The 23,648-nt window shown below is 39.2% G+C and carries 23 protein-coding genes; 13 read left to right on the top strand and 10 right to left on the bottom strand.

Annotation, left to right across the window (positions count from 1 at the left end; genetic code table 11):
• Window positions 1-6: 6 nt before the first annotated feature.
• Window positions 7-696 (bottom strand): HAD family hydrolase, encoded by a 690-nt coding sequence (locus DCO44_RS14685; RefSeq protein ID WP_116763179.1) that lies wholly within the window; start codon window positions 694-696, stop codon window positions 7-9.
• Entirely contained in the window at window positions 693-1,409 is a 717-nt protein-coding gene (gene ubiG / locus DCO44_RS14680; protein WP_116763177.1) for a bifunctional 2-polyprenyl-6-hydroxyphenol methylase/3-demethylubiquinol 3-O-methyltransferase UbiG, read from the bottom strand. The genes DCO44_RS14685 and ubiG overlap by 4 nt, the downstream gene beginning before the upstream one ends.
• A 177-nt stretch (window positions 1,410-1,586) precedes the next feature.
• Between ubiG and DCO44_RS14675 the strand changes: the two genes are divergently transcribed.
• Window positions 1,587-2,204, top strand: a complete 618-nt coding sequence (locus tag DCO44_RS14675; RefSeq protein WP_116763175.1) for a thiol:disulfide interchange protein DsbA/DsbL — start codon at window positions 1,587-1,589, stop codon at window positions 2,202-2,204.
• A gap of 78 nt (window positions 2,205-2,282) precedes the next feature.
• Here DCO44_RS14675 and DCO44_RS14670 read toward each other — a convergent pair whose 3' ends face one another.
• Window positions 2,283-2,909, bottom strand: coding sequence for a TetR family transcriptional regulator (locus DCO44_RS14670; protein WP_116763172.1), 627 nt, complete (start codon window positions 2,907-2,909; stop codon window positions 2,283-2,285).
• A 193-nt stretch (window positions 2,910-3,102) separates the two neighbouring features.
• Between DCO44_RS14670 and rph the strand changes: the two genes are divergently transcribed.
• Both rph and DCO44_RS16680 read left to right on the top strand, forming a co-directional pair.
• Window positions 3,103-3,819, top strand: coding sequence for a ribonuclease PH (gene rph / locus DCO44_RS14665; protein ID WP_116763170.1), 717 nt, complete (start codon window positions 3,103-3,105; stop codon window positions 3,817-3,819).
• Window positions 3,820-3,979: 160 nt separating this feature from the next.
• A complete protein-coding gene (locus tag DCO44_RS16680) occupies window positions 3,980-4,141 on the top strand; it encodes a hypothetical protein (protein WP_165815730.1) in 162 nt (53 codons plus the stop codon).
• A gap of 4 nt (window positions 4,142-4,145) precedes the next feature.
• Here DCO44_RS16680 and DCO44_RS14660 read toward each other — a convergent pair whose 3' ends face one another.
• Entirely contained in the window at window positions 4,146-5,990 is a 1,845-nt protein-coding gene (locus tag DCO44_RS14660) for an LTA synthase family protein (RefSeq protein ID WP_116763167.1), read from the bottom strand.
• A 128-nt stretch (window positions 5,991-6,118) separates the two neighbouring features.
• Window positions 6,119-6,964, bottom strand: a complete 846-nt coding sequence (nadC, locus tag DCO44_RS14655) for a carboxylating nicotinate-nucleotide diphosphorylase (RefSeq protein ID WP_116763165.1) — start codon at window positions 6,962-6,964, stop codon at window positions 6,119-6,121.
• Window positions 6,965-7,112: 148 nt separating this feature from the next.
• On the opposite strand from nadC, the gene ampD reads away from it, so the two are divergent.
• Together ampD and murJ are read left to right on the top strand one after the other, a co-directional pair.
• Window positions 7,113-7,688 carry a 1,6-anhydro-N-acetylmuramyl-L-alanine amidase AmpD gene (ampD, locus tag DCO44_RS14650; RefSeq protein ID WP_116763163.1) on the top strand — a complete coding sequence of 192 codons (576 nt, stop codon included), beginning with the start codon at window positions 7,113-7,115 and terminating at the stop codon, window positions 7,686-7,688.
• Between the two features lie 84 nt (window positions 7,689-7,772).
• A complete protein-coding gene (gene murJ, locus DCO44_RS14645; RefSeq protein WP_171304988.1) occupies window positions 7,773-9,323 on the top strand; it encodes a murein biosynthesis integral membrane protein MurJ in 1,551 nt (516 codons plus the stop codon).
• A 91-nt stretch (window positions 9,324-9,414) separates the two neighbouring features.
• Here the strand turns inward: murJ and DCO44_RS14640 are convergent, their stop codons facing one another.
• The 5 genes from DCO44_RS14640 to DCO44_RS14620 all read right to left on the bottom strand — a co-directional run bounded on the left by DCO44_RS14640 (window position 9,415) and on the right by DCO44_RS14620 (window position 14,975).
• Entirely contained in the window at window positions 9,415-10,104 is a 690-nt protein-coding gene (locus DCO44_RS14640; RefSeq protein WP_116763159.1) for an FKBP-type peptidyl-prolyl cis-trans isomerase, read from the bottom strand.
• Between the two features lie 210 nt (window positions 10,105-10,314).
• Complete coding sequence (locus tag DCO44_RS14635; protein WP_116763157.1) at window positions 10,315-11,019, bottom strand: FKBP-type peptidyl-prolyl cis-trans isomerase; 705 nt, start codon at window positions 11,017-11,019, stop codon at window positions 10,315-10,317.
• Between the two features lie 222 nt (window positions 11,020-11,241).
• A complete protein-coding gene (locus tag DCO44_RS14630) occupies window positions 11,242-13,425 on the bottom strand; it encodes a polysaccharide biosynthesis tyrosine autokinase (protein WP_116763155.1) in 2,184 nt (727 codons plus the stop codon).
• An 18-nt stretch (window positions 13,426-13,443) separates the two neighbouring features.
• Entirely contained in the window at window positions 13,444-13,872 is a 429-nt protein-coding gene (locus DCO44_RS14625; RefSeq protein WP_116763153.1) for a low molecular weight protein-tyrosine-phosphatase, read from the bottom strand.
• On the bottom strand, window positions 13,872-14,975 hold the full coding sequence (locus DCO44_RS14620; RefSeq protein ID WP_116763151.1) for a polysaccharide biosynthesis/export family protein: 1,104 nt from the start codon (window positions 14,973-14,975) through the stop codon (window positions 13,872-13,874). The genes DCO44_RS14625 and DCO44_RS14620 overlap by 1 nt, the downstream gene beginning before the upstream one ends.
• Window positions 14,976-15,174: 199 nt before the next feature.
• Between DCO44_RS14620 and tviB the strand changes: the two genes are divergently transcribed.
• The 8 genes from tviB to DCO44_RS14580 are packed head-to-tail and all read left to right on the top strand — an operon-like array spanning window position 15,175 to window position 23,289.
• Window positions 15,175-16,470 carry a Vi polysaccharide biosynthesis UDP-N-acetylglucosamine C-6 dehydrogenase TviB gene (tviB, locus tag DCO44_RS14615; protein ID WP_116763205.1) on the top strand — a complete coding sequence of 432 codons (1,296 nt, stop codon included), beginning with the start codon at window positions 15,175-15,177 and terminating at the stop codon, window positions 16,468-16,470.
• A gap of 32 nt (window positions 16,471-16,502) precedes the next feature.
• Window positions 16,503-17,453 (top strand): Gfo/Idh/MocA family protein, encoded by a 951-nt coding sequence (locus DCO44_RS14610; protein ID WP_116763149.1) that lies wholly within the window; start codon window positions 16,503-16,505, stop codon window positions 17,451-17,453.
• Window positions 17,450-18,028, top strand: a complete 579-nt coding sequence (wbpD, locus tag DCO44_RS14605) for a UDP-2-acetamido-3-amino-2,3-dideoxy-D-glucuronate N-acetyltransferase (protein WP_116763147.1) — start codon at window positions 17,450-17,452, stop codon at window positions 18,026-18,028. The genes DCO44_RS14610 and wbpD overlap by 4 nt, the downstream gene beginning before the upstream one ends.
• A 1-nt stretch (window position 18,029) precedes the next feature.
• The gene (locus DCO44_RS14600) at window positions 18,030-19,109 is read left to right on the top strand and encodes a DegT/DnrJ/EryC1/StrS family aminotransferase (RefSeq protein ID WP_116763145.1); all 1,080 of its coding nucleotides are present in this window, start codon (window positions 18,030-18,032) and stop codon (window positions 19,107-19,109) included.
• A gap of 7 nt (window positions 19,110-19,116) precedes the next feature.
• Window positions 19,117-20,496, top strand: a complete 1,380-nt coding sequence (locus tag DCO44_RS14595; protein WP_116763143.1) for a lipopolysaccharide biosynthesis protein — start codon at window positions 19,117-19,119, stop codon at window positions 20,494-20,496.
• The gene (locus tag DCO44_RS14590; RefSeq protein ID WP_116763141.1) at window positions 20,493-21,059 is read left to right on the top strand and encodes an acyltransferase; all 567 of its coding nucleotides are present in this window, start codon (window positions 20,493-20,495) and stop codon (window positions 21,057-21,059) included. The genes DCO44_RS14595 and DCO44_RS14590 overlap by 4 nt, the downstream gene beginning before the upstream one ends.
• Window positions 21,059-22,120, top strand: a complete 1,062-nt coding sequence (gene wecB, locus DCO44_RS14585; RefSeq protein ID WP_116763139.1) for a non-hydrolyzing UDP-N-acetylglucosamine 2-epimerase — start codon at window positions 21,059-21,061, stop codon at window positions 22,118-22,120. Before DCO44_RS14590 ends, wecB begins: the two co-directional genes overlap by 1 nt.
• Window positions 22,117-23,289 (top strand): glycosyltransferase, encoded by a 1,173-nt coding sequence (locus DCO44_RS14580; RefSeq protein WP_116763137.1) that lies wholly within the window; start codon window positions 22,117-22,119, stop codon window positions 23,287-23,289. Before wecB ends, DCO44_RS14580 begins: the two co-directional genes overlap by 4 nt.
• The last annotated feature ends 359 nt before the right edge of the window (window positions 23,290-23,648 follow it).

Raw genomic sequence — 23,648 nt, 5'->3', positions numbered from 1 at the left:
TCAAGTTTATGTATTTATAGCACTGTTGAGCGTGAGTTTTTGTTGAATCACGTGTTGTAATTCGGTCACGGTGTTCACAATACAATTTGCCTGCCATGCAGCAAGGTCATCTTTGTGCGCCAAGGGTAAGTAACCATACGCCGCCAAGATGGTGTACATCTGAGCATTGCGACCTGCATCGATATCCCGTGGATGATCACCCACATAAATACATTGTTCTGCTGGCAGTTGCAATTGTTGTGCTGCAAGATACATTGGTTCAGGATCAGGCTTGGTTTTACTGACATCTTCAGGGCAAACCAATACGGCACAACGTTCAGTCAGGTTCAGCGCAGCCAGTAAAGACTCACTGAGTCCGCGGGGTTTGTTGGTGACAATTCCCCATGGAATATTGTGTTGCTCTAATTCTGCCAAAAGCGGAGACATCCCCATAAATAGGTCGGTATCCACTGCAATCTCAGCGCCATATAAATCGAGAAAGCGTTGGCGATGGGTCAGAAAAAGGGGATCATCCACTTCAAGTTCTGGATAGACCAGTTTGACCATGGCGCGCGCGCCTTCAGACACTTGGGTACGAATGAGCGCAGCATCGACCACTTCACGACCTGCATCACGACACATGCCTTGAATAATACGAATGAAGTCCGCAGCAGTATCAATTAAAGTACCATCGAGATCGAACAGAACGGCTTTCATTCTGCACCTGCTTTTACAGTGTAGACCATGTAGTTCACATCGACATTCGGTGCCAGCCAGTAGCGTTTCGTCAGCGGGTTATAGTGTAATCCTGTCATGTCTTTCAGGTTGAGTCCTGCTTGACGAATATCATGCGCCAATTCGGATGGCTTAATAAATTTATGATAATCGTGCGTGCCTTTGGCTAACATTCTTAAAATATATTCTGCACCGATAATGGCAAATAAATAGGCCTTGGGATTGCGGTTAATGGTCGAGAAAAACACCTGTCCACCCGGCTTTACCAGTGTTTGGCAGGCTTGAATAATGGAAGCAGGGTCTGGCACGTGTTCCAGCATTTCCATACAGGTCACCACATCGTATTGACCTGCTTGCTCTTTGGCTAATTCTTCCACTGGAATTTGGCGATATTCGATATTTTGTACGCCTTCTTGTTCGGCATGAATCCGTGCAACATTGAGTGGTGCTACGCCCATATCAATGCCAAGTACATTTGCACCACGGCGTGCCATGCTTTCTGCCAAGATGCCGCCACCACAGCCCACGTCGAGCACTTTTTTCCCCGCAAGACCATTGGCGCGTTCATCAATCCAATTGAGGCGTAGCGGGTTAATTTGATGGAGCGGTCGGAATTCAGAATGCTGATCCCACCATATAGCAGCGAAGGCTTCAAATTTGGCAATTTCTTGCGGATCAACATTTAATTGCGACATCTGCGCCACCTCAATCAAGTTGTTTTGGTATAAAGATCAATAGGGCTAGTGTAGCGTTAATTCTAAAAAAAGCGATAAAAGCAGTAAAAAAGTTCACAGAAGGAAAACGAAATCGACTAAATTGTTTTATAGTTTTCGCATAAGCTCATCATAATGATTTAGAGGACAACAAACGCAATGAAAAAATTCCTTTTGGGTAGCCTTGCAACGGCCGTATTTGCATTTTCTGGTAGTGTTATGGCAGCGAATTTTGTTGCAGGCAAGGACTATACGGTAGTCGCCAACCCAGGCAAAGTTGAAGTGCCAGGAAAAATCGAAGTGCGTGAATTCTTTTGGTATGGTTGCCCACATTGCTTTAAGTTAGAACCACATATGCAAACTTGGTTAAAAAATATTCCAAAAGATGTGCGTTTTGTGCGTACCCCAGCATCCATGAACCCGGTGTGGGAGCAGGGTGCACGTGGTTACTATGTCTCTGAGGCATTAGGTGTACGTCAAAAGACCCATTTACCCTTGTTCCATGCGATCCATGTGAATGGTCAACAGATTTTTGATCAAAAATCGCAAGCGAAATTCTTTAGCAAATATGGGGTTCCTGAAGCTAAATTTAACAGCATGTTTAACTCATTTATGATTACCTCGAAAGTTGCTCAATCACAGCAACTGGCTAGACAATACCAGTTAACAGGTGTGCCTGCGGTGGTAGTGAATGGTAAATATGTGGTACAGGGTGAAGATGCCAAAGTGACGCAAGTCGTGAGCTACTTGGTTGAGAAAGAGCGTAAAGCCAAATAATCTGTGAAGTGTTAAAAACCTGCATTGTTGCAGGTTTTTTTATGAGAGCTTTTCGGGATCAAGGATAGGCAGAAGCCTTTATTTCTTATGGATGATGCCCCGAAACAGCAACTCTATTTGTTGAACGGTTTGATTTTTAAAACTTAGGCGTTGCTGTATCAGTTGTGGGTTGTCGGTGCTAACCATTAAATTAATCCAAGACATGGCCCAATTAAAAGATAAATTAATCAGCAGATTAGCCAGTACTTGAAGGTCTTGAACAGCATAAGTAGGTTCGACTTCACTCAGTTCATCACTCAAATCTTCAATCAGATACTCAATTTCTCGGGCAATCGCATAGCGTAATAAAGCACTGCCGCCCCAACGTTCAGCACTAATAAAAATCCACCATTCAGGATGTTGTTGTACGGCTGTAAAAAACTGATCTAGGCGAGGTTCTATGTCGGTATGTTGTTGGAGTAAGGAGGCTAACTTGAGTTCATGCAAGACCCGTTTATGTTGTAGGGCAACTTGATCAATTAACTCTAAACCGAGCTGATTTTTATCTAAAAAGTGACGATAAAACGCCGTTGGAACCAAACCAACATGGCGCGTAATTTCTCGCAAACTCATGCTGCTAAAAGAAATTCCTGATGAACTTAAACTTAAGACAGCATCCAGCAGGGCTTGGCGACTTTGTTGTTTACGTTCATCTCTAATCGACATAATAGCTCTCGACTGGTTTTGATAGAGTTTAACAAATTTTTTGTCCAAAAAAACAGCAGAAATTGGGGGTAAAAAGTCGTGGCATGTTATTCAACGGGGTTTTTTGATGACAGGATTGTGGATATCCCATTTGACGAGATTGCATCTGCTATACTTGTGCGCAACGAATTCCTGTCAAGATTAAAGGCGAATTATGCGTATCGACCAACGTACTCTAGATCAATTACGTGATGTAAAAATTACCCGCAATTACACACGTTATGCTGAAGGTTCTGTGCTGGTTGAATTTGGCCACACCAAAGTGCTATGTACTGCCAGTATTGATAATTCTGTACCGCGTTTCTTGAAAGGCAAAGGACAAGGTTGGGTAACCGCAGAGTACGGTATGTTGCCACGTTCAACGCATACCCGTAGTGACCGTGAAGCGGCACGTGGTAAACAGTCTGGACGTACTCAAGAAATCCAACGTTTGATTGGTCGTAGCTTACGTGCCATGATCGATCTAAAAAAACTGGGTGAAAATACCATTACCATTGACTGTGATGTGATTCAGGCCGATGGTGGCACACGTACTGCTGCGATTACAGGTGCAGCAGTTGCATTAGTTGATGCCATGAATGTTTTGCTTGAACAAAAGAAAATTAAGCATGATCCATTAAAAGGCTTAGTTGCTGCTATTTCTGTCGGCATTTTTAAAGACGAAGTATTGTTAGATTTGTGCTATGAAGAAGATTCAAACTGCCAGACCGACTTGAATGTTGTCATGACGCAAGCAGGCGAGTTTATTGAAATTCAGGGCACTGCGGAAGATAAACCGTTTACCCGTACTCAAACCAATGACATGTTAGAAATGGCTGAAAAAGGCATTCAAGCGCTGATCCAGAAGCAGCAAGAAGCTTTGGGCTGGTAATATGCTTAATCATGTAAAACATTAAAAATGCACCCATCAGGGTGCATTTTTTTATTACAAAACCTAATCAAATCAAGATCAATCCATAACATGCGCTTAATTTTATGCTCATGATCGCGATGTAAACTTCATGTCATTCATTTTATTGGAGCATGGATTTATGGCTCAATTTTTTATACTGTTTTGTGCAGTGGTGACCTTTGCACTCATGGCGTGTGATCCGCGTCCTGCTGAATTAAAACAAACGGTATCTGCTTGGGATCAAACCTCTCATCCCTCACAACAAGATCAGCAAAGTTCAAAAGATTCAACAGCATCATAAAAACTTAAGATGCTTTTTGAGTCAGCAGTTGATAGCTATGATTCTTCCCATTCAACACATCCATATTTAAATCTTTGTATTGGTTTAACAATTGCGGATGCGGATGTTTACATTCAGGATTGAGTTCGACCCCAGTTTGATGAATGGCACTATAACAGGCATTTACAGCTTGGATAAATTGGTAATAAGGGGGCAGTGGCAATTGGGCTGCTGTCAGCACTTTAGGCGCAAGAAAATGTGCTGCAATATTTTTTTGCTGGAAAAGACTGCGATCAATTGGGTAGTTACTCCAGACGGCTAGAGGTGTGCTAAAAAACTTCACATCTTTCTTTTCAGCTTTTTCCTGAGCTGAAGCAAAGAAATGATAGTCATCATAGACTTGACCCAAGTTTGGTAAATGATCACCAAAGAAAATTACAAGGGTTGGGCGTTCCAGTTGTTTTAAATCTTGCAGTAATTGTTCAACATGTTGATCCGCACGCTGTAAGCCAGTCAGATAGGTGTTGAGTTGACGTTTGGAACGCTCACTGAGGCCTTGCTGATCAATGTTGAAATGATCCTTGCCATAACGATCATCATTGTAGTTAAAGTGATTTTCGACTGTAATGGCATAAATAAATTGCGGTTGTTCCGTTTGTTTCAGTTGCTTGTGAATGGATTGATAGAGTAAATCATCCGTTGCCCAACCCGCCTGATTGATATATTTGGCACGATCTTGTGCACTGGTCATATTTTCCAGCGAAGTAAAGCGATTAAAGCCTAAGTTTTGATAAACCGTGTTGCGGTTGTAAAAAAACTTACCGCTGTTGTGCATGGCAGTGGTGTCATAACCCAAACTATTCAAATAAGTGGCCAAGGAATAAGTGGGGCGTTTCAGTTTGGATACATACATTAATTCATTATGATTTAAATAGATATTCAAACTGGTCAGGACTTCAAATTCCACATTGGCTGTACCGCCACCAAAACTTGGCGAAAGCAAACTTGAGGTTTGGTAGCGATCAAGTGTTGGGGTGATGTTCTGCGGAATACTTTTGCCCAACTGACGTGCATCCCAATGTGCCTCGCTCATAATCATTACAATATTGGGCTGTTGCTGTTGCGCCTGCTTGAGCACAGGTGGAGTGGTGCTAAAAGGTGTATATAGCGCTTTGATGGTGGGTTCAGGAATATTTTCGGTATTAAATAGCCGAGTATTCAGACTATCCATCGACTTTGAAAAAAAGAAGGGAATAAAACCAATTTTTTGAATGGTGAGATGATCACCGATCCAATCACCTTTGGTGTTGGGAAAAGCTTGTCGATATTCACATAGCCAGCCGAGCTGGTTTTGTTTACATAACTGACCAAAGTTATTACTAAAATTTGCGCTAACAAAAAGTCCTAAACCGAAAAGAGACAGTAAAGCATTTGAGAAAAACAGGCGTTTTTTCTCAAGCCGTTCTTTACGGTAGAGAAAGACCATAAGGGCAATACATACAGCAACCCCTGATAGGACCGAAAATTTAAGTAACCACGGTGCGACAACAAAGGTTTCTTTAATCAATAAGAAATCACTCGGGACTAAACTGGCCGATAAGTATTTTTCTTTTTGTGTATTGATAAAAATCAGCAATAGGAAAATAAATTGGCTAAAGAAAATGGTAATAAAGGTTTTGCGAAACAATAAGTAAAAGAAAGAAATTAGTGCGTAGTTGATCAGCACTGAAATGACAATTTTTGCGCCATTGAGCTGAAGATACTGCTCGGGATTATTCAGGATGCGTGGAAGGGCAGGATAAACGCAGAAAAAGGCCACAGACACGAGGGCAATCAGCAAAAATAAAAGTTGCTGTTTCCAGATATTCATAACAGATGTTGAGGGAGGAGAAAGGCAGCTCAGGATTATAGAACTTTCAAGATTATTTTCAATGCACTTTATATAGATTCAAAATTGGTGATCACGTTTAACGGTGACCACCAAAATCGGATCAATTATTAGCCATTGAAACGCATCGATAAATCAATCGCTTTAACATCTTTAGTCAGTACACCCATTGAAATATAGTCAACGCCAGTCGTGGCAACTTGGCGTAAATTATCAATGGTGATGTTACCCGATGCTTCTAATTTGCAACGACCTGCGACATGTTGGACGGCATCAATCATTTGTTGCTGACTAAAATTATCCAGCATCACAATATCCGCTTTGGCTTCAAGGGCTTGATTAAGTTCATCCCAAGTTTCAACTTCAACCTCGACAGGTTTGCCCGGCGCAATCTGATGGGCTTTGGCAATTGCTTCGGCAATGCCACCTGCTGCCATAATGTGATTTTCTTTAATTAAGAATGCATCAAATAAGCCTAAGCGATGATTTTGCCCACCGCCTACTGCAACGGCATATTTCTGCGCAATGCGTAAACCTGGTAGGGTTTTGCGAGTATCGAGCAATTTGGTGTTTAAACCATCTAGCTGTTTGACATAATCAGCAGTTTTGGTCGCGACAGCCGATAAAGTTTGAACAAAGTTCAGCGCAGGGCGCTCGACGGTCAGTAGACTGCGCGCTGAGCCTGCAAGCTTTAGAAATGCTTCATTGGCTGCAACTTTATCGCCGTCTTGTTTTAACCAAGTGACTTGAACTGAAGCATCAAAAGCCTGAATTAAGGCATCCACCCAAGGTTGACCTGCAAGAATCATGTCTTCGCGACTAATGATGGTTGCCGTTGCTTGCTCATCTTCGGGGGTTAATAAGGCCGTAATATCCCCATCACCAATGTCTTCTTGGAGTGCTTGTTGAATATTGATTTGAATTGATTGTTCAAGCAGCGTTGGAGAAATACTCATAGTCTTTCCGTGTCTTTTTAACCCATGAAAATTGCGCGTTATCTTAACATTGTTCTTTACAGTTTATGCCGTAGATTTGAGATTTTATGATGAAAGTTTTAGCATGGTGTACTTATAAATAAAGCTTCAATATAGCGAGGAATGGATTATGCAGCAGCGCTCGTCTTTTCAGGTTGTCGATGGTCAACTCATCGGTGCGAAGCAAATTCCATCGCCCAATTTTAATCAGCGACCAGCAGAGGCAAAAATTGAATTGGTGGTGATTCATAATATCAGTTTACCGCCGTCGCAGTTTGGGGGAGGCTATATCCAGCAATTTTTCCAGAACCAGCTAGATTCAACGCGACACCCTTATTTTGAAACCATTCAAGACCTAAAGGTTTCGGCACATCTGCTGATTTTACGTACTGGAGAGGTACTACAATTTGTGAATTTTCAGCAACGGGCTTGGCATGCAGGACGTTCCACATATTTAGGGCAGCAGGAATGTAATGATTATTCTATCGGAATTGAACTCGAAGGAAGCGATGACTGTGCCTTTGAAACCCTGCAATATCAGGTTTTGGCGCAAGTGGTGGTGAGTTTGCAACAGGCTTATCCAGCGATACAACAGCATGTGGCAGGGCACTCTGATATTGCACCAGGGCGCAAAACCGACCCAGGCCCTTACTTTGATTGGGTGAAGTTCAGAAGCTTGGTGCAACAGATAAAGAACTCAAAATAAAGAGACATTTCCGTTGAGGTTAATCATTTAACAACGATTTTTCTTCACAAGTTTCATTACAATAGCGACTAATTTTTTAACTGGGTGGATACGATGGCGCTTTGGCGATCGACCTTTATTGTCAGTGCAATGACCATGTTGTCTCGTGTACTCGGATTAGTACGTGATATTGTCTTGCTCAATGTCTTTGGTGCAGGGAAGGATTTCGATACATTTGTGGTTGCTTTCCGTATCCCCAATTTTTTTCGGCGCCTGTTCGCGGAAGGAGCCTTTTCACAAGCCTTTATTCCTGTACTGACCGAATATAAAACCAGTAAGACACATGCAGAAGTCCAAATTCTCATCAGTCGTGTATTTGGTGGTTTACTGACGGTCATGACCTTGCTGACATTTATCGCGATGGTGGCCGCGCCAGCAATTTTGTATATCTATGCGCCGGGTTTCCATTCAGATCCAGAGAAATTTGATCTGGCCGTGAGCATGTTCCGCCTCACCATTCCATATTTAATGTTCATGTCACTGACCGCCTTTGCCAGCAGTATTTTGAACAGTTATGGCTCATTTGCTTCGCCCGCATTTTCGCCAGTCCTCCTTAATGTGGCAATGATTGCGGGAGCATGGTGGCTCACACCGTATATGGCTGAACCGATTATGGCCTTGGGTTGGTCAGTGGTCGTGGCGGGGGTGTTACAGCTTGCGATTCAGATTCCTGAACTTTGGCGCAAAAATTTATTAATTCCACCGAAGGTTGATTTTAAGCACGAAGGTGTCGACCGCATCATGAAGTTGATGCTGCCAGCGTTGTTTGGGGTATCCGTGACGCAGATTAATTTACTGCTGAATACCATTTGGGCATCCTTTATGCAGGATGGTTCTGTGTCATGGCTATATAGTGCGGAGCGTATGACCGAGTTACCATTGGGCCTGATTGGCGTTGCCATCGGAACGGTCATTTTGCCGTCATTGTCGGCACGACACGCGGAACAAGATCAACATAAATTCCGAGGCATGATGGACTGGGCTGCGAAAGTCATTGTTTTGGTTGGGCTGCCTGCCAGCATTGCACTTTTTATGCTGTCGACCCCGATTATTCAAGCCTTGTTCCAACGGGGTGAATTCACTGTAGAAGATACGCAAATGACAGCGCTGGCTTTACAGTGTATGAGTGCAGGGGTCATTGCTTTCATGTTGATTAAGGTCTTTGCACCTGGGTTTTATGCGCAGCAAGATACCAAAACCCCAGTACGTGTTGGTTTAATGGCGGTAGCAGCAAATGCCATTTTAAACGTGGTGTTTATTGGTTTCTTTAAATTAATTGATTGGCATGCTGAACACATGGCATTGGCAATGGCATCTTCTGGTTCGGCTTTAGTCAATGCAGGCATGTTGTACTTCTACTTGCATAAACGCCATATTTTCCGTTTTGGTTCGCATTGGAAAAAGCTGTTTTCACAATATGCTGTGGCCAACATTGTCATGATTGCTGCCTTGGCTTATGGTTTAACTTGGTATGACAGTAGCTTATCCCAATGGTTGCGTGTGGCCGAAGTAATTGGCTTGTGTGTCGTTGGTGTTGTGGCTTACCTGATCGGATTAATTGTGATGGGTTTCCGTCCGCGTGATTTACGTCCATAAATATCATTTTCGATAGAGACTGAAATCAAAGCATCAGCTTTTTAAAGGTTATCTATAGTCAAAGAAAAGGGACTGATATCAGTCCCTTTTTTTAAGGCAAGACCTGTAATAATTCGACATCAAAAATCAGCGTGCTGTTCGGCTCGATAATATCGCCAGAACCAATCTGACCATAGGCGAGATGAGCAGGAATAAAGAAGCGATATTTAGCCCCTTCTTTCATTAATTGTAAGCCTTCGGTCCAGCCTTGAATGACTTGATTGACTTGGAATTCGGCAGGCTGTTGACGTGCAATCGAGCTATCGAAAATGGTGCCATCAATCAGACGACCTTCATAATCCACTTTAACTTTTGAGCTGACTTTAGGGGTTTTTCCTGTGCCTGCTTTAAGCACTTGATATTGTAATCCTGACGCCGTGGTTTGCATGCCAGCCTTTTTAGCATTCTCTGCTAAAAAGGCTGTCCCGATCTTGCTATTTTCTTCAGCTTGTTTTCTTAATTCAATCAGTTGTTGGGCTTCTGCCTGTTTTTTATATTGGGTTAGGACGCGTGCCATTTCTTCATCTGTTAATGAAGCCTCTTTGCCTTGAGCGGCCTCTCTGAGCCCTTGAATGAAGGCTTCGAGATTTAAATCTTTCATTGATTCGGCATTGGTACGACCCATTAAATAGCCAAAACTATACCCAGCCTGTTCTGAGCTTGAACTGCTGGTGGTAATGGGTTTTGCAAAAGTAGTCGCACTGAATAACAGCGCCGATGCCAAGAGAATTTGTATTTTCATTCAACCTTCCTAAAGTATTTTTCGTGTCGGAATATCTACAAGTTTGGGGGAATATCGATGACAGTTCTTTTTTATTTTTTGCATGTTAGATTTAAATCAGTCTCACGTTAAAATCATTTTGAGTCGATCTGTTTGTTCGATTGAAACCTGTATATTGTGCAAAATTAATATTGAAAGTGAAAGAAGGAGAGCCGAGCTCTCCTTCATTTTTTACTTCACTTTAATCAATTCAACATCAAAGATCAGTGTACTGTTGGCTGGAATCGTACCAGGTACGCCTTGTTCGCCATAGCCCAATTTCGCTGGAATAAATAAAGTGGCTTTACCACCTTCCTTCATTAATTGTAAGCCTTCGGTCCAACCCGGAATCACTTGATTGAGTGGGAACTCAATTGGCTCACCACGTTGGATTGAGCTATCAAATACCTTCCCGTCGACCAATTTACCTGTGTAATGTACCGTCACGACCGAGTCAGCCGCTGGCTGCTTGCCAGTGCCTTCTTGAGTAATAATATATTGCAATCCAGAAGCAGTCGTTTTTACCCCAGGCTTTTTGGCATTTTCTGTAAGGAAGCTGTCGCTTGCGCTCTGTGCATTTTTAGCTTGATCTGCCTGTTTTTTCTGCATTTCTTGTTGGAATTGCTGATAAGCTTGCTGTAATTCTTGTTCAGTGTATGCAGGTTGTGTACGAGCATGACCTTCACGTACGCCTGTTACAAAGCTATTGATGTCAAGTTCAGGAGGTGTTTGATGTGCAACTTCATAACCTAAAGCATAACTAATTTTTTCAACAGCAGAAGCATTTTTAGAGGCTTTTGATGTGATTGCTTCAGGATGTTTGGTGGCATAATAAACTGGAACAAGTGCAGCACCGCCTAAAATTACAGCAACAGCGATGGGTAAGGCTTTACTCATAGGGTTTTCCAAAATTCATTGTAGTAATCAAAAATTTGCTGCTATTTTAGCAAATTTTTTAATGCTTAGATGGTATTTCAACCGACTATATATTTGGATATTACTATATGCCTGTATAGGTAAAGAAGCTATAACAGACTGATTACCTAAAACATTTTTTATACAAATAAAAAGGACCAGCGTCATGCTGATCCTTTTAAGTGAAAAATGATTGCTAAGCTATCAGTCATCTTTCGCATTTTTATAGGCATAGGCATAGTTATAACCATAACTTGAGCCTGCCGTACGTTGGATATCGTTTAAGATAATACCTGTCACTTTAACGCTCGCTTGTTCAAAGCGATTGACTACCAACTCAAGTTCTTTAATTTGAGTCTTACCATAACGTGCAATCACAAGGTTAACGCCTGCGTATTGGGAAATGATAATACCATCGGTAACTGCCAAAATAGGTGGCGTATCGACAATGATATGGTCAAATTGGGTAGATAGCTGTTCCAATAAGTTTTTAAAACGTTCAGTACTGAGTAACTCAGATGGATTTGCAGGACTCTTACCGCGAGTAATCACCGATAAATTTTCAACTTCTGTGGTTTTGAGAATGTTTTCGAGTGGATGTTGACCATTGAGGTATTCAGCAAGCCCTGCTTGGTTATCTTGATGGAAATACTTATGTAAATAGCCACGACGTAGGTCCGCATCAATCAACAATACACGCTTGTTGCTTTGTGCCAAAATAACCGCAAGGTTGGTTGATACAAATGATTTACCGAGTTCTGGTGCGGGACCTGAAATCATAATAATGTTGTTACGCGCATTGTTCAGTGCGAAATGAATGGCAGTCCGCATGCTACGTAAGCTTTCAATCGCAATATCATCACTATTTTTAACAGCAAGAATAGGAATGTGTTTCTTCTTCTTGATAATGTTAATACGACTCTCTTGCACAGGTGAACGTGGCACAGTCGCATAGACAGGAAGATCGAGTTCAGTTTCAATTTGACCAGAATCTTTAATACCCGTACGTAGCATATTTCGCATTAATGCGATTAATACACCCATAAACCCACCGACAAAAATCGATAACAACAGCACCAACAATTTTTTAGGCTTAATTGGTTCAATTGGCAATACGGCTGTATCGACAATACGGACATTACCAATTTCACCCGCTTTGGCAATCCGTAACTGTTGATAAGAGTTCAATAGTGTAGTGTAGAGCTGTTGTTTAACTTCAACTTCACGATATAACTGTAAATAACGACGTTGCAGGTCTGGTAATTGTTTTAGCGTCGCATTCAACTCTTTAATTTTACTGTTAATTGCTGCGAGCTGGGCATCAATTTGTTGCATGGCTGGGTGTTCAGCAGTGTATTTTTCTGAAAGCTCAGCCTGCTTCTGTTCCAGTTCAATTTTTTGAGTTTCAAGACTAATACTTTGAGTCAGATAAAGTTCAGACTCTTTCGTGACATCAACGGTATTGTACTGTTCACGGAATTTGTTGAATTCACGTTCAGCCACATCGAGTTGCTGTTTTAACTCTGGTAATTGTTCATCGAGGAACTTTAAAGTTTGTGCTGTTTCAGCAGAACGACGTTCAATGTTTTGTTGGCTATAGGCAACTAAAATAGAATTCAGAACTTTGGTAATGTGCTCTTTATCTGCACCTTGATAATTAAGTCCAAGTACGCCAGTAAGTTTGCCTTTTTCTGCGACCGAGTAGTTTTCAAGAATACTATCTACTGCTGCAGGTAAAGACATTTTGCGCACAGTATAACTTGAATTCAATGAATCACGGCTAAAAATGCCAATATCCCAAGTACCAACAGAAGAGCGACTTTGGTTGACTTGGTTTAATGTCCCTTTAAAAACCACTTCATCCGTCTTTTGATCGGTCAGGGTAAATTGCTTATCCTCAAAACTTAAAAGCAGTGGTTTGTTGAGGTATTCAGCAGGGACATCAAATTTTCGAACCTGAAATGACTGCTCATTATTGTAAAAAGTAACAGCCTGTGGTAGATACTCGGTTTTGAAAGTATCTTGATTGAGTAAACGATGAAAGATCGTATCATCTGTTGATGAAATACTAAAATCTAAATGCAGTTGTTGAATAACTTGCCCTAAAACCAAACGCGATCTCAGAATTTCAATTTCAGCTTGGGCAGGGGACTTCTGGTCGACCATTGATGATAAATCACCCAATAAAGCCGCGGTACCTGCACCTTTGCTATCTTCAACCTGTATGAGTGCATCAACCGCATAGATATCTTGAGTTGTTCTTAAATAGAGTAATGCACACACCAAACTTAAGATGGTACATAATGCAATCAGTTTCCATTGAGCAATTAACGAAAAGAACAGCTCTTTTAAATCAATTGTGTCTTCTGTATTGGTATTTTGGCTCATAATTTTGCTATCAATGGGTTAAATATGTTTCTTCCAGTCATTTATACAGTTTTGTATAAGCTGACAGGTATCATCAAAAACGGCTTGTTCATGCTGGTAAGGGTCAGGGACATTCTTACCTTGCCAGTGACCTAATCGAAAGGTTTTTCCTTTGGAAAAGGGCCATGTCTGCTCAATATGCTTTTGCTGATTTTGACTCATGACTAAAATTAAGTCGGATTTTTTTATTAGGTCGGCATTTAATTTTTTTGCAATATGTGCCTGCATATCAATGCCATGCCTTTGCATGCATAAAATGGCTTTATCGTCAGCATTATGACCAATTAAACCAGAGATTCCTGCTGATTCAACATGAAGTTGAGGAAATTCCTGCTTTAAAAAGTATTCAGCCATCGGGCTACGACAAATATTTCCAATACAGACCACGAGAATATTTTGAATATGCATTATTGCCCCAAACGGTCGATATTATATAAAGCATTTGAGAAAGGTAGAATTTGGGTCACAACACGTTGCCAACGGGCTAAACCAGTAGAATCTACATAAACAATGTCATTACGGTGCATTTTAAACTGATTGGCTAAACCGAAATCACCCAAACTGAGTAAATTCATATGATACAGTTCAGTTTGTTGCGTTTGCGCATCGCTACGTAACACATAAATCCGACTGGCACTGGCGGTATTTGGATTTAAACCGAGGCTTTCACCTAAGACATCACTTAAGGTCATGCCCTGATCACGCATCAATAAGGATTGATTTTTACCAGATTCACCCATCACGTAAACTTTTTGATTTTCTTTTGAATTTACATAAAGCGTGTCGTTGGGTTGAATTAAAAGATTGTGCAGTGAATAACCTGCTTTCTCTAAATCAATACTATTTAATTGAAAGGTGCGACCCTGACGAACCAAAGTGATGGAGGTGTTATCACCGAATTGTGTGTTAACGCCACCTGCTAAGCCAAGTGCTGTATAGACACTCACAGGTTGATCACTCAGGAAGAATTGCCCGCCTTTCATGACATTGCCTTGTACAGAGTAACGCTGCCCTTGATAAGACAGGACACGTGCAATCACGTCAGGTGTTTTTAAATAGCGAGAAAGTTGGCTGCGCAGTTCTTGATTGACTTGGGCAAGTGACTTCCCTGCTGCTTTGTAGCGTCCAATAATTGGGAATTGAATATAGCCTGTTTGATCAATTTGGAAGCCGTTGGCTTGAATCGATTGATCATTGTTAGCATTACTTACAGGTGGCGTAATTTCAGGATAAGCCCATAAATAGATAGACAGAATGTCGCCAGGACTAAGTTTGTAGTTAAGTTGAGAATGGCGAAATAAACGTGAAATATCTTGTATATCAGTATTTTGGTTTTGCTGTAAATGACGCAAAGTGTTTTGGTTTAACTGGATAACATTTACAGAACTTCCAAGTTCGGTTTGATAGATTCCTTGTTCAGGTAAATCATATGTTTGTAGGCCGGGCGCTAGAGCACAACCAACAGTGCTGAGTGTGAACCCCAAAAGGCCAATATATTGTAGAAATTTCACTCTGAACCCTATTATAAAAATATTTCAATCTTTGGATGAGATGAAGTGTATCTAATTTAAAATGTCTTAACTATAACAAATTGTATAACTTGTTTGTAAACATTTACGTTATTGGTGATGGTATTTCTGGTATATTAATGCGGTCTCGAAAGGGCATATCACATGTATATATTAACAAGCACGACAAGGCAGACAGATGTTGCAGCTTTCTGATTTAAAAATAGCAATTATTGGTTTAGGTTACGTGGGTTTGCCGTTGGCCGTAGAGTTTGGAAAAAAATATCCAGTTATAGGCTTTGATATTAATCAACATCGTATTGATGAGTTGAGAAACGGACAAGATCATACTTTAGAAGTTTCTACTGAAGAGCTTCAAAATTCGGAACAGCTAGACTTTAGTGCAGATTTGCATGATCTTAAAACAAGTAACTTTTTTATTGTAACGGTTCCAACGCCAGTGGATCAGGTTAACCGTCCCGATTTGACTCCACTAAAAAAAGCAAGTGAGACAGTGGGATATGCCTTAAAAAAAGGAGATATTGTAGTTTATGAATCTACAGTTTTTCCTGGTGCTACAGAAGAGGTTTGTATACCAATTTTAGAAAAAGTTTCTGGTTTGAAATTTAATCAGGATTTTTTTGCAGGTTATAGTCCAGAACGAATTAATCCTGGTGATAAGGTTAATACTCTAACTAAAATTAAAAAAATAACGAGTGGTAGTACCCCAGAAGTAGCCAATATTGTAGATGCTGTTTATGCAAGCATTATTACCGCAGGTACGCATAAGGCATCAAGCATTAAGGTTGCAGAAGCTGCAAAAGTCATTGAAAACACACAACGTGATTTAAATATTGCTTTAGTGAATGAACTCTCTGTAATTTTTGATCGCATCGGCATCGATACTTTAGATGTTTTAGAAGCAGCAGGTAGTAAGTGGAATTTCTTACCGTTCCGTCCGGGTTTGGTCGGTGGGCACTGTATTGGAGTAGACCCTTACTATTTGACTCATAAAGCAGAAGAAGTTGGCTATCATCCACAAGTCATTCTTGCAGGTCGTCGTATTAATGACAATATGGCCCGTTATGTTGCTCGTAATACGATTAAGCTTATGCTTCAAAATGGTATTGACGTGCCTCGTGCAAAAGTTGGTGTACTTGGAGTAACTTTTAAAGAAAACTGTCCAGACATTCGTAATAGTAAAGTTGCTGATCTCATTAAAGAACTGGAATTCTGGGGAGCACAAGTGGTAGTAGTGGACCCATGGGCAGATGCTGAAGAAGTTCAAAATGAATATGGAATTGAATTGGGATTAATTGATGAAAAAAATCCTGTAGATAGTCTGATTATTGCGGTAGGACACCATGAATTTCGGTCACTTTCTGCAAATGAATTGCGCAGTTATGTGAATTGCGAAAAGCCTGTGTTAGCTGATGTTAAAAGTCTTTTTGATCGTACAGAAATGTCAGATGTAGGCTTTACGGTATTCCGTCTCTAATTTTATCTTATTATTAAATTGAAGTTTAAAACATGAAGAAATTTGCACTTATTGGTGCTGCTGGTTATATCGCGCCGCGTCATTTAAAAGCTATTAAAGAAACTGGTAATACCTTAGCTGTTGCTATGGATGTAAATGATTCTGTGGGTATTATGGACAGTCATTTCCCAGAAGCAGAATTCTTTACTCAGTTTGAAGAATTTGAAGCCTATGTAGAAGACCAAAAACTAAAAGGTGAAAAGCTGGATTATGTAGCGATTTGCTCACCAAACTATCTACACGCGCCGCATATGAAATATGCTTTGAAAAATGGCATTGAGGTCATTTGTGAAAAACCGTTGGTGCTGAATTCAGAAGACTTAAATATGTTATCTGAATATGAAAAGCGATATGGCGCCAAGGTAAACTCAATTTTACAATTACGTTTACACCCCTCAATTATTGCATTGCGTGATAAAGTTCAGGCTGCTCCAGCCGGTAAAGTATTTGATGTTGATCTCACTTATCTCACTTCTCGTGGTAAATGGTATTTAAAGTCATGGAAAGGGGCAGACAATAAATCAGGTGGTGTTGCAACCAATATCGGTGTGCATTTCTACGATATGTTGCATTTTATTTTTGGCAAAATTGTTAAAAATGAAGTGCATTGCCGTGATGAAAAAACGGCTTCTGGTTATTTAGAATATGAGCGCGCACGTGTACGTTGGTTCTTATCCATTGATGCAAATAACCTACCAGAAAATGCGGTACAAGGTGAAAAGCTGACTTATCGTAGTATTACCATTGAAAATGAAGAGCTTGAGTTTTCAGGTGGCTTTACCGATTTACATACACAAAGCTATCAACGTGTATTAGAGGGTAAAGGTTATGGTGTTGAAGAGAACCGTGCAGCAATTGAAACAGTTGAAGTGATCCGTGTTTCTCCACTTGTTGAAAACCCATCAAATCCACATCCATTATTGGCAAAGGTGAAAAAAGCATGAGCTTTTATCAACATGAAACTGCCATAGTTGATGATGGCGCACAAATTGGTGAAGACTCACGTGTTTGGCATTTTGTTCATGTCTGTGGCGGTGCCAAAATCGGTAAAGGCGTGTCTTTAGGTCAAAACGTCTTTGTTGGTAACCGCGTTGTGATTGGTGACCATTGTAAAGTCCAAAATAATGTATCGGTTTACGATAATGTATTTTTGGAAGAGGGGGTATTTTGCGGTCCAAGCATGGTGTTTACTAACGTCTACAACCCTCGTTCTTTAATTGAGCGTAAAGATCAATACCGAGACACCTTAGTGAAAAAGGGTGCTACGCTTGGGGCAAACTGTACAATTGTCTGTGGTGTTACCATTGGGGCTTATGCTTTTGTTGGAGCAGGTGCGGTTGTTAATAAAGATGTACCAGCTTATGCGCTAATGGTTGGGGTGCCCGCGAAACAAATTGGCTGGATGAGTGAATTTGGTGAGCAGCTTGACCTTCCTTTGCAAGGACAAGCTCAAGTAATCTGTTCACATACAGGAGCAGTTTATCAACTCGATGGAACGACACTGACAAAGCAAGGTTAATATGATTGACTTTATTGATTTAAAAGCACAACAAAATCGGATTAAAGATAAAATTGATATTGGTATTCAAAAAGTATTGACGCATGGTCAATACATTTTAGGTCCAGAAGTTGCTGAGCTAGAAGAAAAGTTAGCTGCCTATGTCGGTGCAAAGTACTGTATTACTTGTGCTAATGGGACAGATGCTTTGCAAATCGCGCAAATGGCGTTTGGTGTAGGTCCTGGCGATGAGGTCATTACTCCGGGTTTTACTTATATTGCTACTGCTGAAACAGTTGCACTTTTAGGTGCAAAGCCTGTCTATGTAGATGTAAATCCTAAAACTTATAATTTAGATGTAGAAAAATTAGAAGCCGCAATTACACCAAGAACAAAAGCGATTATACCTGTAAGCCTTTATGGGCAATGTGCAGACTTTGATGCAATCAATGCGATTGCTGCAAAGTATGGTATCCCTGTCATTGAAGATGCGGCACAAAGCTTTGGCGCGACATATAAGGGGCGTAAAAGTTGTAATTTAAGTACAGTTGCTTGTACTAGCTTTTTCCCAAGTAAGCCATTGGGGTGTTATGGTGATGGTGGTGCAATTTTTACCAATGATGATGAGTTGGCAAAAGTGATGCGTCAAATTGCACGCCATGGTCAAGATAAGCGTTACCACCACATTCGTGTCGGTGTGAATAGTCGTTTAGATACGATTCAGGCAGCGATTTTATTGCCAAAATTGGAAATTTTGGATGATGAAATGCAAGCTCGTCAAAAAGTAGCTGAAGTTTATAATCAGTTATTTAATCAAGCAGATATTCTTACCACGCCATATCTTGAATCGCATAATACGAGTGCTTGGGCACAATATACGATTCAGGTTGATAACCGTGCAGAAGTCCAAGAAAAACTAAAAGCTCAAGGTATTCCAACGGCTGTGCATTATCCAATTCCTCTCAATAAACAACCAGCAGTAGCGGATACAAACGTGATGCTACTTGTCGGTGATACTATTGCTGAAAAAGTGATGAGTTTGCCTATGCATCCTTATTTGACTGTTGAAGCTCAAGAGAAAATTATTCGGGCTTTAGGTTGATTTAACAGTGAAATGCCTTCTTGTAAAGATCAATAATAAGCTAAATGCTCAAGGAGGCTTTTTAAGAGCTGTATCTGTCCTTGTTGGAGGCACAGCTTTTGCTCAAGGCTTGGCTATAATAGCTTTACCTTTTGTAACGCGTTTATATAGTCCTGCTGAGTTTTCTATATTTGCTGTTTATGCCTCTATATTAGGTATATTTACGGTAGCAAGTTGTTTACGTTTTGAAATTGCAATACCAATTCCCTCAGAAGATAAAGAGGCAGCAATATTAGTTATACTGGCATTAATTAGTAATTTTACTATTAGTATATTAATTAGTTTTATAATTTGGTTGTTTCATACAGAAATTATTACTTTATTAAAACAACCGAGTTTGAACCAAATAATTTGGTTAATCCCTTTAGGTGTTTTTTTTTCAGGCATATATACAGCCCTTCAGTATTGGGCAACTCGAAAGAAAAATTTTACGATAATTGCTAGAACAAGAATTGTACAATCGGTAAGTGGTGTAGCCACGCAAATCTTATTTGGAATTTTTGGAGGAGCAGCTTGGGGCTTGGTTCTAGGTCAAATTATTAAGATTTCGGCTGGAATTGGAAAATTAGCTAAAATTTTTTGGAATGAAGCGAATACTGTTATCAAAAGTATAACATTCGTTCAATTATATACCATTTTTAAAAAGAATGACCAGTTTCCTAAATATTCAACTTTTGACTCATTAGCGAATTCTGCTGGAGCTCAACTCCCTATAATTATTATTGCTACGCTTGCTCTGGGTTCAGAAGCAGGTTATTTAATGATAGCAATGCAAGTGATGGCTGTGCCTATTCAGCTAATTGGTGGTGCTGTTTCACAAGTATATTTAGCTCATGCACCAGCAGCTGTACAAGAAAAAACTATTACTCAATACACTGTAACTATATTAGAAAGTTTGTTTAAATATGGTGTTAGTAGTCTAATTTTTATAGGTCTTGTTAGCCCAATTTTGGCTAAATATATATTTGGTCAAGAATGGGAAAAAGTTGGTTTAATTATAAGCTGGATGATACCTTGGTTTGGCTTTCAGCTAATAGCTTCGCCTATATCTATGATTATGCATATCATTGGCCGTCAGAAGCAAATGCTTTTATTAACTGTAAGTGGTTTTATATTACGTATTGGAATGTTGTATTCGCAGTTCTATTTAAACCCATCTTATCTATTGGAAGCATATGCAATTTCAGGTGGTATATTTTATGGAATTTGCTATATAGTTTTTTCTAATGCCGCGGGACTTAAAATAAAAGATCATATTCTCTTAATCAAAAAAGTTGTTTTTTTTATTATAATTGCAATTATATTGGGAATCTTAACAGCTTCAGTTTTAAGGATGTTCGAGCTATGAAAAAAATATTAAGAAAAATAATTTATTTTATGTTGCCTTGCATCCGTCTATTTCTAACTTTATTTTTTGATGAAAAGTATTTAAAAGGCCGATATTTTGATAATAGTCTGAGTGGTTATTTAATAGCCTTTAAATCTATTTGGGTAAAGAACATACTTCGGTTAGGGCGCCCCATGCCCTTTCCGACTGGTTTAACTTGCTTGATCTCAAACCCTTCAAATATTCATTTTGACCCAGATGATTTAAATAACTTTCAGTCGCCAGGAACATATTTTCAAAATTTTGATGGTCAAATTTATATAGGTAGAGGGACCTATATTGCTCCAAATGTTGGAATAATTACTTCAAATCATGAGCTTACTGATTTGGATGCCCATACAGATGGAAAAGATGTAATTATTGGTGATAAGTGCTGGATAGGAATGAATAGTGTAATTTTGCCAGGTGTAGAGCTTGGGGAAGGCACTGTAGTTGCTGCAGGTGCGGTTGTAACGAAAAGTTTTCCGCAAGGTAAAATCATACTTGCAGGCGTACCTGCTAAGGTAATAAAGGAAATTAATTGATGAAAATTTTAACAGTATTAGGTGCTAGACCACAGTTCATTAAAGCTGCAGCATTTTCTAGGGCACTTCATCAATATCCAAATATTAAAGAAGTAATAGTTCACACTGGTCAACACTATGATCAAAACATGTCAGATGTTTTCTTTGAAGAAATGAGTATTCCAAAGCCTAAATATATGTTACAGACTGGTGGGAAAACCCATGGAGCAATGACAGGCAAACAATTAGAAAAAATTGAGGAAATCCTTTTAACTGAGAAACCAGATGTTGTTTTAGTTTATGGCGATACCAACTCCACTTTAGCAGGTGCATTAGCAGCTATAAAATTACATATCCCTATTGCACATGTTGAATCAGGATTGCGTTCGTTTAATCGACAAATGCCGGAAGAGATTAACCGTATTTTGACAGATCAAATTAGTGATTATTTATTTGTACCAAGTTTAGGGGCAAAACAAAATTTACTACGTGAAGGTATTGAAGAAAATAAAATTTTTGTAGTTGGTGACATTATGTATGACGTTGCACTGTACTATAAAGAAAAAATGGTTAAGCCTTCATGGTTTGATGCATTAAACTTAGAAAAATTTATTTTATGTACAATTCATCGAGCTGAAAATACAGACGATATAGAAAAGTTATCTAATATTTTGAAAGGGTTAGAACTTTCTCGGAAAGACATTATTTTACCGCTGCATCCTCGAACAGTAGGTAAAATTAAACAATATGGTTTAATTATTCCTTCAAATATTAGAGTTGTTGATCCTACTGGATATTTAGAGATGGTGTGGCTAGAGATTCATAGTGAGCTCATAGTGACTGACTCAGGCGGAGTACAAAAAGAGGCTTATTTTCATAATAAATTGTGCGTGACCTTGAGAGAAGAAACGGAATGGGTAGAACTTGTAAGTAGTGGTTATAATACACTTGTAGGCTCTAACTCTGAGTTAATTCATTCTACGTTAGTGAGTGAATCTCAAAATAAGATAACTATTAAAGATATTTATGGGGACGGGAATACAGCTGAAAATATAGTCAAAATCCTGGAGAGCAATCAGTGAAAATTTTTATGATCGCTGCTTTTTTCCCCCCTGTTAATATGATCGGAGCAGTTAGGCCTTATCAGCTTGCAAAATATTTAGTAGCTCAAGGTCATGAAGTTACGGTTTTTACCTCTTATAAAGATAACTATGTTTCTAAGGACTATAATGCTGACCTCACGGGAATTGAGGTGGTAGATGTAGGTTTTAGTAAGGTTTTATCTGCACTGGATTACGAAAACCCAAATGCCGATAAATTTAAATTTATTAAACGAGTATTGGTACATTTTTCATATCCCGATCATTTCATTTATAAAAAAAATCAGTATCTGAAATCTATTGAAGAATATATCTCAAAAAATGGATCCCCAGACATTATATTCTCTATGGCATTGCCTTTTACATTACATTTTGTGGCTAAAGAAATTAAGAATAAATATCAAGATGTCAAGTGGATAGCAGATAACAGGGATTTGTGGGCAACAACACCGTATAGAAAAATGCCAATGTTTTTGCGTTCAATAGATAAGAAATATGAAGCAAAAATATTAAAAAAGGCTGATTTTACCTTAGTGGTAACTCAGCATATGAAAGTGACGATGGAAAGTTATCTCAATAAAAATATTAAAGTTATTCGTAATGGTTTTGTTGATGATTCTTCAGGTGAGCAGAGTGAGTATGAGAATACATATGGTCTTGTTTATACTGGCGGCTTATATGGTGGTCTCAGGGATTTAACACCTTTATTTAATGCTCTTAGCTTAATTAAGTCTGGTAAAAGTATTGATTTTTTTGGAAGTGATGAACCTGTAGTACAAGACTACATAACTAAGTATCCTGATTTAAAAATTAATTTTAATAAGAAAAAGCCAAGAGATGAAATTTTAAAGATTCAAAATGGTGCAGAATATTTAATCATTGCATTGGGGAATGGTGCTTTTGAAAAGGGTGTTTTAACTGGAAAATTCTATGAATACGTTCGTGCTAGAAAACCTATAATTGCTTTATGTGATGAAGATGGGGAACTAGCATATTTAATCAATAAATACAAATTAGGGGTTGCTACACGTAGTTCTGATAAAATCGCTGATTTTATTCAAAACAATAAAACAAATATTAATATGGTTCCTGTGGAACTAACCTCAGACTATCAATTTAATCAACTGATTAAATTGGTTGAAGAAGTTTAATTTTGTTCTTTGCGATGAGATATCTATGATTAGATTGAATGATATTAAACTGAGTCTGTTTTATTTTGGATCGGTTTTTTATATATATTACTTCACGTTGAAACCTGTTTATATTATTCTAGGTTTTTTGGTTTTTTTTGGATATTCGTATAGAAAATATATAATTAATTATTCTTATTTAATCACGTCTTTATTCTTCATAAGTTTTTTGGTGGTTGTAACATTAGTAATGAAAACTGATGTTGGTATGGTGCTGAATGCTATTTTATCAATATTGATTTTCCCTATATTTTACTATTATCTAAAAAATGAAAATAGTATAAAGTCATTAATTTATTTCTTAAATCTCTGTCTTTTTT

The organism is Acinetobacter sp. AM (assembly GCF_003105055.1).
GTDB lineage: Bacteria > Pseudomonadota > Gammaproteobacteria > Pseudomonadales > Moraxellaceae > Acinetobacter > Acinetobacter tibetensis.
The sequence above is the reverse complement of the archived record's forward strand: the minus strand, read 5'-3'. Positions and strand labels throughout refer to the sequence as shown.